This window comes from Brevibacterium oceani (genome assembly GCF_013623835.1).
In the GTDB taxonomy this organism is placed as follows: domain Bacteria; phylum Actinomycetota; class Actinomycetes; order Actinomycetales; family Brevibacteriaceae; genus Brevibacterium; species Brevibacterium oceani.
Map to the genome: position 1 here is coordinate 333,613 of NZ_JABKDE010000004.1, position 13,725 is coordinate 347,337.

Here is a 13,725-nt window from a genome sequence, read left to right on the forward strand (position 1 = left end):
AAGAGAAAGTCCCCGTGTGAGTTTCCTGACCCGCCTGAGCCTGAAGAACCGGGCGCTCATCGCGCTCATCTCCGTCGTCGCCGTCATCTTCGGTGTCATCGGGGCCGGAGCTCTCAAGCAAGAACTGTTCCCCTCTCTGGAGAATCCCCAGGCCACGGTCACCGCCTCCTACGAGGGAGCCACCCCCGAGGCGGTCGAATCCGAGGTCGTCGACCCGCTCGAAGGCGCGCTGACCGCTTTGCCCGAGGTCGAGGATATGACCTCGACGTCCTCGGCGGGCAGCGCGCAGATCACGGTGAGCACGAAGTACGGCGACGACTCGGACGATATCGTCAAGGCCCTGCAGCGGGCCGTGTCCCAGGTGCAGCCGTCCCTGCCCGACGGGGTCGAACCCAATGTCATGATGATGGGCACCGACGATATCCCGGTGCTTGCGCTGTCGGTGACCTCCGATGCCGACGAGGACAAACTCGCCGCGAACCTCGACGACATCGTCGAACCCGAGCTGAAGAAGATCGACGGCGTCTCCCAGGTCCAGATCTCCGGTGCGAAGACGAAGCAGGTCGAGATCAATATCCGCCGCGACGATCTCGAGGACGAGGGTGCGAACCTCGACGAGGTGGCCGGAATCCTCCAGTCCAACGGCGTTCCCACCTCGGCGGGTGAACTCAAGGGAGACGACGGATCCGCCCCGGTCGAGGTCGGCACCCGAATCCGCTCGGTCGACGCGATCAAGGACCTCGTCATCAGCGGCAAGGACGACCCGATCACTCTCTCGGACGTCGCCGACGTCAAGCTCGTCGATGAACCCATCGAGTCGATCTCCCGCACCAACGGACAGCCGTCGCTGTCGGTGTCGGTGATGAAGGAATCCGACGCGAACACCGTCGACGTCTCGCACGCGGTGGCCGACAAGCTGCCCGAGCTGGAGAAGATGGTCGGGGACAACACGGAATTCGTCTCCGCATTCGACCAGGCGCCCTTCATCGAACAGTCCATCCACGATCTGCTCAACGAAGGCGGGCTCGGTCTGCTCTTCGCCGTGCTCGTCATCCTCGTCTTCCTGCTCTCGGTGCGCGCGACGATCATCACAGCGATCTCGATTCCGCTGTCCCTCCTCATTGCGCTCGTCGGCCTGTGGATGGGTGGAGAGACGCTCAACATGCTCACCCTCGGGGCGCTGACGATCTCCGTCGGCCGCGTCGTCGACGACTCCATCGTCGTCATCGAGGCGATCAGACGCAGACACGCCTCGGGAGGCGACAAGTTCTCCAATATCCTCGCCGCCGTATCCGAGGTAGCCGGTGCGATCACCGCATCGACCCTGACGACGGTGGCGGTGTTCCTGCCGCTGGCGTTCGTCACCGGGCAGACCGGAGAGATGTTCCGACCCTTCGCCCTGACCGCGACGATCGCGCTGCTGTCCTCGCTGTTCGTGGCGCTGACGATCGTCCCGGTCCTCGCCTACTGGTTCCTGAGGCAGCGTGAGGCCAAGGTCAAGCTCACCCGTGCTGAGAAGAAGGAGATCCGAGCCAACCGCAGGTCGATGCTCTCGACGTGGAGGTCGGAGAAGAAGACCGCGAAGAAGGCGGAGAAGAGACGCGACATCGTCGCCGCCGGTGCCGAGGCCGAAGACACGACGGGTCGCGACGGCGTTCGTGCTGTGGGCACCGGTGCCGGGGGAGCCCGTACGGCGGGAGTGGCCGCCGACGGTCCGCGCTACGGCGAGTCGGAGGATGAGACGGAAGCCGTCGACGAACTCGCCGGAATGCATTCGCCGGTGACCCGTCTGCAGAAGACATATATGCCGGCGATCGCGTTCTCGACGAAGCATCCGATCGTCATGATCCTCATCGCCGTGCTCGTGCTGGCCGGTACAGGTGCGATGATCCCGCAGCTGAAGACCGAACTGTTCGGTGACACCGGACAGGATTCCCTGCAGGTCTCGCAGACCTTCGATCCCGGAACGGATCTCGATGAGGCCTCGAAGCAGGCGGAGAAGGTCGAGGACATCCTCGCCGACGAGTCCGATGTCGAGAACTATCAGCTGTCGCTGGGCGGGACGACCTTCGGGTTCACCGACGACTCCTCGCTCACCGGCACCTACATCGTCAACACGAAGTCCGGAGTCTCGGCGCAGTCGATCTCGGCCAACCTGCAGAAGCAGTTCGACGACCTCGAGGGCGCCGGCGACGTCGAGGTGGCGAGCCAGAGCTCGACCCCCGGTGCGCAGACGATCGATGTCACCCTCACAGCCTCGGATCCGAAGGAGCTCGAGGACGCGACGAAGACGGTCACCGACAAACTCGACGGCGTCTCCGGTACACAGTCGGTGACGAGCGACATCGAGGCGGTCCAGCCCGTCATCGAGGTCAAGGTCGATCACAAGAAGGCCGCCGAGGAGAACCTCACCGAGGCCGCCATCGGCCAGTACGTTCAGCGTGCCATGCACGGTCAGCAGATCGGCGAGGTCGTCATCGACGATGTCTCCCATTCGGTGCTGCTCTTCGACCGCAATGCCGACACCGTGAAGAAGCTGCGGGATCTCAAGATTCCCGGCAAACCGAAGGAGACTGCTGCCGCGGGTGGTGCGGGTGCAGCCGGAGGAGCCGGCGGAGCAGGCGGTGCGACCGGGGACGCAGGTGCGGCCGTCGGCGCGGGCGGTGCGGCTGGTGACGCCGGCGCAGCCGGTAGCGCTGGCGGTGGCGCTGGCGGAGGCGACGCAGGTGCGGCCGGCGGCGGTGCTGCCGGTGGCGCGGGCGCAGCCGGGGGTGCCGGTGCAGCCGGTGACCCGAACGCCGGTGCGCCCGTGACCTCGGAGCCGCGGTTCATCAAGCTCGACGACGTCGCCGACGTCAAGGAGGTCAAGACCGCCCCGACGATCCGCCACACGGATTCGCAGCGCTCGACCACCGTGTCGGTGACTCCGGAAGGCGATGACCTCGGTGCGGTGTCGACCGACGTGCAGTCCGCCCTCGACGAGGTGGACCTGCCCGATTCGGTGTCCGTCGACACCGGCGGTGCTACCCAGGAGCAGAACGAAGCGTTCTCGCAGCTGGGACTGGCGATGCTCGCGGCGATCCTCATCGTCTTCGTCATCATGGTCGCCACGTTCAAGTCGCTGCTGCAGCCGCTGATCCTGCTGGTCTCGATCCCGTTCGCGGCCACCGGATCGATTGCGCTCTCGCTCATCACCGACACCCCGCTGGGGCTGACGTCGATGATCGGTCTGCTCATGCTCATCGGCATCGTGGTCACGAACGCGATCGTGCTCATCGACCTGATCAACCACTTCCGACTGCGCGGTGTCGATCTGCGCACCGCCGTCGTCCACGGCGCCAGGCTGCGTTACCGCCCGATCCTCATGACCGCGGCGGCGACGATCTTCGCGCTGCTGCCGATGGCCCTGGGCCTGACCGGCGGGGGAGTGTTCATCTCGAAGCCGCTGGCGATCGTCGTCATCGGCGGGCTCGTCAGCTCGACGCTGCTCACGCTCATCCTCGTGCCCGTGCTCTACCTCCTGCTCGAAGGGGTCAAGGAGCGCCGGGCAGAGAAGAAGCACGTGAAGAACATGGCCCGCGGAGAGGTCCTCGACGCCGCCGAAGCGCGGGCCACGGAGAGCCCATCGAGTGTCCGGTCCGGCGCTGCACGATCCGGTGTCGGGTCCGATGGGACGGCCTCCACGGCGACGGCGACCGGATCCACGGGCACGGCCACCTCGGTGAGGTCGGACGGATCCGCCGAGGCGGCTGCGACCGAGCGACCCTCCGAGAGCTCGTCGGCCACTGGGCCCGAGTCGGACACCGACTTCACGCTGCGCAGCTCGCCGCCCCGCGACACTGACGGGGGCAGCGAACCCAAACACTGAGCCGACCCGGTTACAGTTGAGTCCATGACGACCGAGCTCGGACCGCAGGAGAAGAAGCGCCTGTGGTTCGAGCTCGGACTCGTTGCCGCCCTGTCGCTGGGCCAGTCCGCGATCTACGCGATCGTGCGGCTGGCCGACATCGTCACTCGCGGCCCGATCGGCGAGGCCCAGGCGAAGCTGAACACCTCACTGTCACCGCGTCCCGGATTCGACCTCGTCTACCAGCTCCTCGACATCGCGTTCACCCTCGTGCCGGTGCTGCTGGCTCTCTACCTGCTCACCCGTGACCGCGATCAGCCCCGCCTGAGCGCGCGTCTCGGCGTCGACGGGCACCGTGCGAGAGACCTCGGGCACGGGACCCTCATCTTCCTCATCATCGGCATCGGCACGCTGGGCGTGTACGCGGGCGGCAGGGCACTCGGGATCACCGCCGAGGTGCAGCCGGCCAACCTCGGCGACCATTGGTGGACCATCCCGGTGCTCATCCTCGCCGCCGCGAAGAACGGCATCCTCGAAGAGGTGCTCATCTTCGGCTTCGGAGCGCAGCGGCTGCGCCAGCTGGGGTATGGGCCGTGGACGATCATCATCGGTCTCGCACTCTTCCGCGCGAGCTACCACCTCTACCAGGGCATCGGCCCGTTCCTCGGCAACGTCGCCATGGGCCTCATCTTCGGCTGGTATTTCCTGCGCAAGGGCCGACTGATGCCGTTGGTGTGGGCGCACTTCATCATCGATGCGGTCGGATTCCTCGCCCCAGGGGTCCTCAGTCTCGTCGACTTCGGCTGACCGCGCGGGCATTCACCCTGCGTTCATTGCCGGGTAGGGTCCGGGACAAGTGCCGGTGGGAGGGTCGATCGGGTGAGCCGACCGGCGTCGAGCCTCATTCGCTGCAGGCGCCGGGTGGAACAACCCGAGACGAGGAGAGACCCGATGAGAACCCTGCTGCCGATGGCCGACCACGTGCGAGGCAAACGCAGTCCCGTGACCTGCGCCCTGAAATGCGACAATGCCTGCCTCAAGGCCACCTGCAACACCTCGTCGAACGGGTACTTCCGCGACATCGTCGGTGCGAAGCTCAGCCGCCGTGCGGTCCTCGGCGCCTCAGCCGCCGGAGCTCTCGCGATCGCCGTGACCTCGGCCCCGAGCCCGACCGCCCGCAGCGCGGCGGCCGCCACCGCTGGCACCCTCGCCTTCGACGCCATCGACCCGGTCCAGCACGAGATCGACGAGTTCATCGTCCCCGAAGGGTATTCGTGGCATCCGATCGTGCGCTGGGGCGACCCGCTGTTCCCCGACTCGCCGAAATTCGATCCGGAGAACCAGAGCCCCGAATCCCAGCGTCGACAGTTCGGCTACAACAACGACTTCCTCTCGATCCAGGTCGACGACGGCGACCCGAACCGGGCCCTGCTGTTTTCGAACCAGGAGTACACGAACGACGCCATCATGTACCCCACCGACATGGACCCGGCGGACCAGCGGGCGATCAGCCGCGAAGCCCACGGACTGACCGTGGCGGAACTCATGCGCAAGGACGAGAAGTCCGCGTGGAAGGTCGACGTCAACGGGCGGAGGAACCGTCGTTTCCTCATCGACACCGAATACGCATTCACCGGTCCTGCGGCAGGATCCGACCTGCTGCGGACGAAGGACTATCCCGGCGGCGACAAGGTGCAGGGCACGCTGGGCAACTGTTCGGGAGGACTCACCCCGTGGGGAACCCTGGTCTCCGGGGAGGAGAACTTCAACTCGTATTTCAGATCTCCGGGCACCTCGGCGGCGGACAAGCGCTACGGGCTGAGCAATGAGGAATCGGCCAACGGATGGGAATCAGACGTCGACCGCTTCGACACGAACAATGCCGGCTACGGCAACGAGACGAACCGCTTCGGCTGGATCGTCGAGGTCGACCCCTGGGACCCGAACTCCACCCCGGTCAAGCACACGAACATGGGCCGATTCAAGCACGAAGGTGCGAACATCACGATCTCCGATTCGGGCCATGCGGTGGCGTACATGGGCGATGACGAGAAGTTCGACTACCTGTACAAATTCGTGTCGAAGGACACCTATGTCGAGGGCGATCGCGAGCACGACAAGACCCTGCTGACTGCGGGTGATCTCTATGTCGCGAAGTTCACCGGCAACTCGCCGAAGGCCGAGATCGACGGCAGCGGAGACGTGCCCTCCGACGGCGAATTCGACGGCAGCGGCCAGTGGCTGCCGCTGATCAAGGACGGCAAGTCGCGGGTCTCCGGCTTCTCCGTCGAGGAGGTCCTCGTCAACACCCGTCTGGCCGCGGACAAGGTGGGGCCGACGAAGATGGACCGCTGCGAAGACGTCGAACCGAACCCGGTCAACGGTCGGATCTACGTCGCCTGCACGAACAACTCCGATCGCGGCACCGACGGCAAGGCCGGCGCCGACGAAGCCAACCCGCGCACCGAGAACCGCGACGGGCATATCGTCGAGATCACCGAACGCTCCGGCGACCACACCGGAGTCGAGTTCGACTGGACGCTGCTCATCGTCTGCGGCGACCCGAAGCAGGGTGACGCCACCTACTTCTCGGGCTTCCCGGCCGACCAGGTCTCACCGATCTCCTGCCCCGACAATGTCGCCTTCGACACCGCCGGGAACCTGTGGATCTCCACCGACGGTGCCCCCGACGGCATCGGCTACTGCGACGGCCTGTTCAAGGTCACCATCGACGGCGATGACCGCGGACGCGTCGAACAGTTCCTGTCCGTGCCTCGTGAGGCCGAAGTCTGCGGCCCGCTCGTCCACGATGAGTACGATTCGGCCTTCGTCGCCGTCCAGCACCCGGGTGAGGACGGTGAATGGTCCGATCAGCACTCGCAGTTCCCCGACTACGTGGACGCGACCGATGTCGACACCGGCGTGGCCGCCCTGCCGCGACCGACCGTCGTCCAGGTGATCAAGGGCGACGGCGGTTCGGCTCCCGACCCGACGGAACCTCCGAAGGACCAAGACGCCGACGCCGACGGAGGAGACTCCGGCGGCGGCTCCGACGGCGACGATGCCAATGGCGGCGGTGAGAACGCCGACTCCAGCGGGAACACAACCGGAACGGACGCCGACAGCTCCGGCTCGACCGCCGGGTCGCAGGACGGAGCGAAGGACGCAGCCGCCGCGGGCGTCGCGTCCAGCGCCGCTGCCGACGGAGGGACAGGGACCGGGGGCTCAGGTTCCGGAGGCAGCGGCTCGGGGTCCGGGAGTTCCAGCTCGGGCGGCTCCGGCTCCGGAGGGTCGGGTGCTGACGGCGGAGACCTGCCCTGGACGGGCACGGACAGCACTCTGCCGCTGCTCGGCGGCGGCGCCGGGCTGCTCGCCGTCGGCGGCGCGATGGCCACGGCAGCTCATCTGCGCCGCAAGAACGGCGCTGGTGCCGAGGCGGAGGCCGCGCCGGAAGAGGAGATCAGCGGCGACTGAGTCCCGCCGAGGCGGCTCACGGAGATCGAGACAACGCCGGAGCGCCGAGACCACTGTGCGCACACAGGGGTTTCGGCGCTCCGGCGTTGTCTCGGCGCTGAAGAGAGTCGGGCCTCAGATGGTGGTGGGACCGTTCTTCGTCTCGAAGCTCACAGACATGATGCCCGGCGTCCCATGGGGCGCGGACCAGTCGATGTGGATCTCCGGGATCGGCTTGGCATCCTCGGTGCCCAGCCAGTCGCGCAGACGGTCACGATCCCCGGCGATCTGCAGGGTGTCGATGGCGACTTCGCTGTTGGTCTTGTAGGTCGACGGATGCTGAGAGGAATCGGCGGACCACTTGATGAAGAACGGGAGCTGGGGATCGGCGATGAGCCCCTTGACTCCGATCTGCAGCCACCTGAGTTCCAGACCGGACTCCGGTGTGCGGTTGCCGTCGACGGCCTTGCGCTCGAGGCGGGCTTCGACTTCGGCGAGATCATCGACCGAGACGCACCAGCCCATCCAGCCGCCGCCGAGCTCGGAACGAGCGCGCACGGCCTGGCCGAACGGGGTGGAGAGAGCGGCCGGGTGCTCCAAGGCTTCGACGACTTCGAGGTAGTGGCCGTTCGCGAGGGGGAAGATGAGATTTCTGGTGCCGAATCGAGGATGCACACCGCCGTCGTAGGGAACCACTCCGAGCTTCTCCGAGATCCGCTCGGCCGTTGCACGATAGCCGTCAGGTTCACTGGCGTATGACACATGATCGAGTTTCATGACTCGACGATGGCATAACCTGGCTCACACCGCTCCTTAGGGTGACCTAAGTCTCACCGGTCCGAGGGGTCGAGAATCTGAAGGTCGAGATCAGGTGCCCATGGCACAATCCGCACATGGTCCCCACCAACCGCAGCCCGAATCGAACCGCAGCTCCCTCCGCGACTCCGCCGACTACCTCCCCGGTCTCGCCGTCGACGTCGTCCCCTGCCTTCGTTCGGTGGCTGCCCCGCCTGCTCACTGGTCTCGCGCTGCTCATGCTCGCCTACCTCGTGGTGCCGGAAGGCAGCTGGGTAGACACGGGCTTCACCTGGCTGTGGACATGGGTGGTGCCGATGGCTCCGGTCGACTTCGTGTCCTCGGTGATCCTCATCATGCTCGCTGCCGCACTGGCGATCCGCAAACGCGCCGCATGGTGGAACTTCCTCATCCTCATCGTGCTCATCATCGTCGTCATCGCCCTCATCGCGCTGCTCTACGCGATGTACGACCCGAAGCTGCTGACCTGGGACTTCGCCACCGGCTCGATCCTGCCGGTGGTCACTCTCATCGAGCTGCTCCGACACCGTCGGCACTACACCGCCAAGACCCAGCCACGCGGTTTCCTCAAGTCGATCACCGTCCTCATCATCGGCCTCGTCCTCTCGAGCGTCCTCGTGCTCGCTCTTCAGTACTTCATGGGCGGTCTCACGCTCATCCACGCCCGGCAGATCCTCGCCGAGCTCTTCGGTCTGGCCACGGAAACCGAATCGAGCTGGATGCTCACTCTGTTCGGATTCTGCTCGGGAGCGACCATCATCGTCGCCTTCTGGACGCTGCTGCGCTCGCAGCGCCATGCCGAACGCATCGGTTTCGACGAAGAGCGGACGATTCGCCGGCTGCTGTCCTCCGAAGCCTCAGACTCCCTCGGCTACTTCGCCACTCGCCGTGACCGTTCAGCGCTCTTCACCGGTGACTGCGCCGTGACCTATCGTGTGGAGAAGGGTGTCTGCCTCGTCGCCGGAGACCCGATCGGTCCGCACTCCCAATGGAATGACGCGGCACGCGCCTTCGTCTCCCACGCCCAGTCATACGGTTGGGTTCCGGCCGTGCTCGCAGCCTCCCGGCAGGGAGCGCAGGCCTATCACACAGCCGGCCTCAAGGTCCTCCTCGTCGGAGACGAAGCGGTGCTCCACAGCCATGACTTCTCCCTCCAGACACTGCCAGGGGTCCACCGCTCTGTGGCCAAACTCCGGGCTCAGGGCTACGCCCTGCGCATCCGCCGCCAGGTCGAGATCCCGCAGACCGAACTGAGAGCCCTGGCCCGATTCGCCGATGACTGGCGCGAAGGGGACACCGAACGGGGTTTCTCCATGGCGCTGGGGCGCTTCGGCGACGGCGCCGACGGCCAATGCCTCGTCGTCGAAGCACTCTTCCCCGACAGCGAGGCCCCGCACGCCCGCTCCACCGCGGGTCTGCTCAGCTTCGTTCCCTGGGGCACGCATGGAGTTTCGCTCGATCTCATGCGCCGTCATCCCCTGGCGGAGAACGGCGTCACCGAGTTCATGGTCGCCGGCCTCATGGAGGAGGCCCCGGAGCTCGGGATCGCCTCGGCGTCGCTCAACTTCGCCGTCTTCCGCTCCGCCTTCGAACAGGGGAAGGAACTCGGAGCAGGTCCGATCAAGAAGCTGTGGCGCAACATCCTCCTCTTCGCCTCCCGGTTCTGGCAGCTCGAATCCCTCTACCGTTCGAACGAGAAGTACCATCCCGAATGGGTGCCGCGGATGCTCTGCTACTCCGACAGTTCGGATCTCGCCCGCATCGGCCTGGCCGTGAGCATCGCCGAGGGCTTCCTCACCGCGCCGTCCATGCTCGGCACTCGTGCCGAGAGCCAACCGATCTACACCGCCGCCGAGGCGGCCGACCTCCTTCCCGCCGCACCTGTCGCGGCACCTGTCGCCTCCGCTCCACGCGTGCCTGCGCAGGTCAGGCACCGTCTTCAGGTGCGCGAAGCGATGCTCGACTCCGGTGCCGAGCCCTATCCCGCCGAGGCCAGGGGAGAGACGGTGAGCGGACGTGTCCTCGCGGTCCGCGACCATGGAGGAGTGGTCTTCGTCGATCTGCGCGGTGAGGGCCGCGACGTCCAGCTGCTCGTCGAACGCCGCGCACTCGATTCCGAATCCTTCCGGCACCTGCGCCGGTGGGTCGCCCGAGGCGACCGCATCGATGTCACAGGAACCCCGGGAACGTCACGCAACGGGACCGCCTGTGTTCTCGTCACGTCCTGGTCGATGGCGGCGAAGTCGCTGCGCCCGTGGCCGAGTCCGCGCGAGGGCATCCGAGATCCCGAGACGAAGATCCGCAGACGCTACCTCGACTTCACACTCGATCTCTCGTCGCGGTCGACCATGATCTCGCGGGCCCGAGCCGTCCGGGCCGTCCGTGAGACCCTGCAGGACCGTGACTTCCTCGAGGTCGAGACCCCGATCCTCCAGACCGTCCACGGGGGAGCCAACGCCCGGCCGTTCCACACCCATATCAACGCCTACCACCTCGACCTCTTCCTGCGCATCTCCCCCGAGCTCTACCTCAAACGGCTTCTCGTCGGCGGTTTCGAGCGGGTCTTCGAGATCGGCCGCAACTTCCGCAACGAAGGCGTCGACGCCACTCACAACCCGGAGTTCTCGATGCTCGAGGCCTACCAGGCCGGCGGTGACTACGCGACGATGCGTACGCTGACCCGCAGCCTCGTCATCTCCGCCGCCGAGGCGGCCCTGGGCACCACGGTCATCCGCGGAACAGTCGACGGGGTCGTCCACGAGATCGACCTCGCCGAGGAGTGGATGACGATTTCGCTGACCGAGGCCGTCTCCGAGCGCCTCGGCGTCGAGGTGACCACGGCGACGGATCTTGAGACCATGCGCGCCCACGCCCGCGCCGTGGGGATCGACCCGCGACCGCGCTGGGGCTGGGGCACCCTGCTCCAGGAGATCTACGAGGAGGTCGCGGAGGCCCGTACCATCGCCCCGACCTTCTACACCGACTTCCCGGCCGAGACCTCGCCGCTGACCCGTCAGCATCGAAGGGATCCGATGCTGGCCGAGAAATGGGACCTCATCATCTTCGGCTCCGAGCTCGCCACCGCCTATTCCGAACTCGTCGATCCCGTCATCCAACGCCAGCGCCTGACCGCCCAGTCCCTCGAGGCCGCCGGCGGCGACCCGGAGGCGATGGCTCTCGACGAGGACTTCCTCCTCGCCCTCGAACACGGGATGCCTCCGGCCGGAGGCATGGGCATGGGACTGGACCGGCTGGTCATGCTGCTGACGAACCAGTCGATCCGGTCGACGATCACGTTCCCGCTGGCTAAACCGAAGGGATACTGAGGTGTCGGAGGCATCGAGTGTCCGCCCGCACTGGCCGCTGGTCGCGGCCGTCGTCATCGTCGTCTGCTACAACTCGTGGCTGTTCGCGTTCGTCAACCCGCATCCTGCCTCGCTGTCGGGCTACCTCTCCGAGCTCGCCGCCGCAGGTCAGCCCTATCACTGGCTCTTCCGCTCCGGAGACATCCTCGCGGGTGTGCTCTTCATCGCGGTCGCGGTCCTCGGCAGCCGCCGCTGGGGACGACGTTTCGGGCGCGCCTCACCGTGGTTGGCGCTCGCAGTGGCCACAGCGGGACTCGGAACCCTCGCCGACACGATCGTCCATATGCCCTGCGCTCCGACGCTCGATGCCAGCTGCCGACTGCTCTTTCCACAGGCGCCTTCGGGACCCGGCTTCACCCTCCACACCCTGACCTCGACGATGGTGAGCCTCGGCTTCCTCGCGAGTTTCGTCTGCGCCGCCTGGGGCAGCGGACGACCTCGCCGATACCTCACGCTCGGCGGGATCGTGCTCGTCCTCACACTCGGCTCCTGGGTCGTCGAGACGACGGTTGGGACGGGGGAGGGATACGTCCAAGCGATCCAGGTCCTTCTCGTGTCCCTGTGGGCTGCGCGCCTGAGTCTCATGCTCCGCGACGGGATGCCTGCAGCTGAACCTGTCGCCGTGTCCCGGCGCGGAGAGGACAGAGATCGATGAACACCCGTGCGAACCCGCCGGAGCCGGTCGATCCGCTGCGGCACTGCGCCGTCGAGGCAGTCGATGGCTTCACCCACTACCTCCGGCCCGGGGACAGTCCCGGGCAGGGGGCCGAAGGCGCCGCCTTCCGCGGCAGCGCGAACGGTGGGCGGCCACCGGTGCTGCTGCTCAACGGATGTGCCCTGCCCGCAGCCGGATGGCTGCCGGTCATCGAAGCGCTGCCCGACCGGGAGATCCTCGCGATCGACCGACCGGGCTTCGCGGGCACCGCCTGGGACGGGCGCATGCCCGACCTCACGTCCGAGGTCGCGGCGGTCCAGCGGGTCATCGACGGGCCGGGTCGAGGCCGGCCGGCAGTCCTCGTCGCCCATTCGATGGCGGCCTTCCGCGCCGAAGCGCTCGCCCGACTGCGCCCGGACCTCGTGGTCGGCCTCGTGCTCGTCGACCCCTCACTCGAGGACTACCGAGATCCCGGGACAGCCGCCCGCCTGGCCCGGGCCCGCGGACTGAATGCGACGCTGTCGCTGCTCGAACACGCACGGCTGCGCCGCCTCGCAGCACGAGCCGCGCACCGCGGTTTCCGTGAGCAGATGGTCTCCCCGGGCCGGCTGGACCCCGACATCTTCCGCGACCCCTACGCCCGGCCCGAGGTGCTGCGGTCGGCTCTCGCTGAGTGGCTGAGCTACCGGCTTCAGGGAGCGCAGCTGCGCGCACTGAGGACCAGGACGGGCGCGGTCACGGCTCCCACTTCGGCGATCTTCGCCCAGCCCGGACCCTCACGGCGGCACCTCCGTCTGCTCGCAGTCCATCTGGGCTTACACGAGCCGACAATGCTCGACGATTCCGGGCACCTCGTCATGCTCGATCGCCCCGATGCCATCGTCGCTGCAGTCGACGAAATGCCGGTCTGAGTCGACGATGTCGTCCGCAGAGACGACGATGCCCCCACCCGAAACGGGCGGGGGCATCGTCACTCGGTCGCCGGATTGTCCGTCGGCCGGATGCATCAGTCGCGCAGGCTCAGTGGCCCTCTGCCTTGAAGCGTTCGATCGAGGCGTTGACCTCGGCCTCGGCGGCCTCGCGGCCGACCCAGCTCGAACCCTTGACGTACTTGCCGGGCTCGAGATCCTTGTACCGGGAGAAGAAGTGCTCGATCGAGTCGAGGGTGAACTTGTCGACGTCCGAGATGTCGGTGTACGAGTCCCAGCGGGGGTCACCGGCGGGCACGGCGAGGACCTTGTCATCGCCGCCGGCCTCGTCCTCCATCTGGAACATGCCGATGGGGCGGACGTCGACGAGCACACCAGGGAACAGGGGCTCGGGCAGCAGCACGAGCACGTCGAGCGGGTCGCCGTCGTTGCCGAGGGTGTCTTCGATGAAGCCGTAGTCGGCGGGGTACTGCATCGAGGTGTAGAGGTAGCGGTCGAGCTTCACCCGACCGGTCTCGTGATCGACCTCGTACTTGTTGCGGGATCCGCGGGGGATCTCGATTGTGGCCAACAGTTCCATAGTGCTCCTTCACGGTTGGGGTGCATCACTAGAATAGATGGTACAAGTCCCCGTCACGTCCACCGACGGCGGCCGGATCG

General features: G+C 66.7%; 8 protein-coding genes. 6 read left to right on the forward strand and 2 right to left on the reverse strand.

The window, feature by feature from the left end:
• Positions 1 to 16: 16 nt before the first annotated feature.
• The 3 genes from HK401_RS10965 to HK401_RS10975 all read left to right on the forward strand — a co-directional run bounded on the left by HK401_RS10965 (position 17) and on the right by HK401_RS10975 (position 7,321).
• Positions 17 to 3,868 carry an efflux RND transporter permease subunit gene (locus HK401_RS10965; protein ID WP_309135966.1) on the forward strand — a complete coding sequence of 1,284 codons (3,852 nt, stop codon included), beginning with the start codon at positions 17 to 19 and terminating at the stop codon, positions 3,866 to 3,868.
• A 24-nt stretch (positions 3,869 to 3,892) separates the two neighbouring features.
• Positions 3,893 to 4,654 (forward strand): CPBP family intramembrane glutamic endopeptidase, encoded by a 762-nt coding sequence (locus HK401_RS10970; protein ID WP_181274690.1) that lies wholly within the window; start codon positions 3,893 to 3,895, stop codon positions 4,652 to 4,654.
• A gap of 144 nt (positions 4,655 to 4,798) precedes the next feature.
• Complete coding sequence (locus HK401_RS10975; protein WP_181274691.1) at positions 4,799 to 7,321, forward strand: PhoX family protein; 2,523 nt, start codon at positions 4,799 to 4,801, stop codon at positions 7,319 to 7,321.
• Between the two features lie 114 nt (positions 7,322 to 7,435).
• Here the strand turns inward: HK401_RS10975 and HK401_RS10980 are convergent, their stop codons facing one another.
• Positions 7,436 to 8,077, reverse strand: coding sequence for a VOC family protein (locus HK401_RS10980; protein ID WP_181274692.1), 642 nt, complete (start codon positions 8,075 to 8,077; stop codon positions 7,436 to 7,438).
• Between the two features lie 116 nt (positions 8,078 to 8,193).
• Here HK401_RS10980 and lysX point away from each other — a divergent pair, with 116 nt between their 5' ends.
• From lysX to HK401_RS10995, 3 genes are read left to right on the forward strand one after another with little or no spacing between them, the layout of a single operon-like run.
• Positions 8,194 to 11,442, forward strand: coding sequence for a bifunctional lysylphosphatidylglycerol synthetase/lysine--tRNA ligase LysX (gene lysX, locus HK401_RS10985; RefSeq protein ID WP_181274693.1), 3,249 nt, complete (start codon positions 8,194 to 8,196; stop codon positions 11,440 to 11,442).
• A gap of 1 nt (position 11,443) precedes the next feature.
• A complete protein-coding gene (locus HK401_RS10990) occupies positions 11,444 to 12,136 on the forward strand; it encodes a DUF998 domain-containing protein (protein ID WP_181274694.1) in 693 nt (230 codons plus the stop codon).
• Positions 12,133 to 13,047 carry an alpha/beta fold hydrolase gene (locus HK401_RS10995; RefSeq protein ID WP_181274695.1) on the forward strand — a complete coding sequence of 305 codons (915 nt, stop codon included), beginning with the start codon at positions 12,133 to 12,135 and terminating at the stop codon, positions 13,045 to 13,047. Before HK401_RS10990 ends, HK401_RS10995 begins: the two co-directional genes overlap by 4 nt.
• 109 nt (positions 13,048 to 13,156) lie before the next feature.
• On the opposite strand, the gene HK401_RS11000 is transcribed toward HK401_RS10995, so the two are convergent.
• Positions 13,157 to 13,645, reverse strand: coding sequence for an inorganic diphosphatase (locus tag HK401_RS11000; protein ID WP_181274696.1), 489 nt, complete (start codon positions 13,643 to 13,645; stop codon positions 13,157 to 13,159).
• Positions 13,646 to 13,725 lie beyond the last annotated feature (80 nt).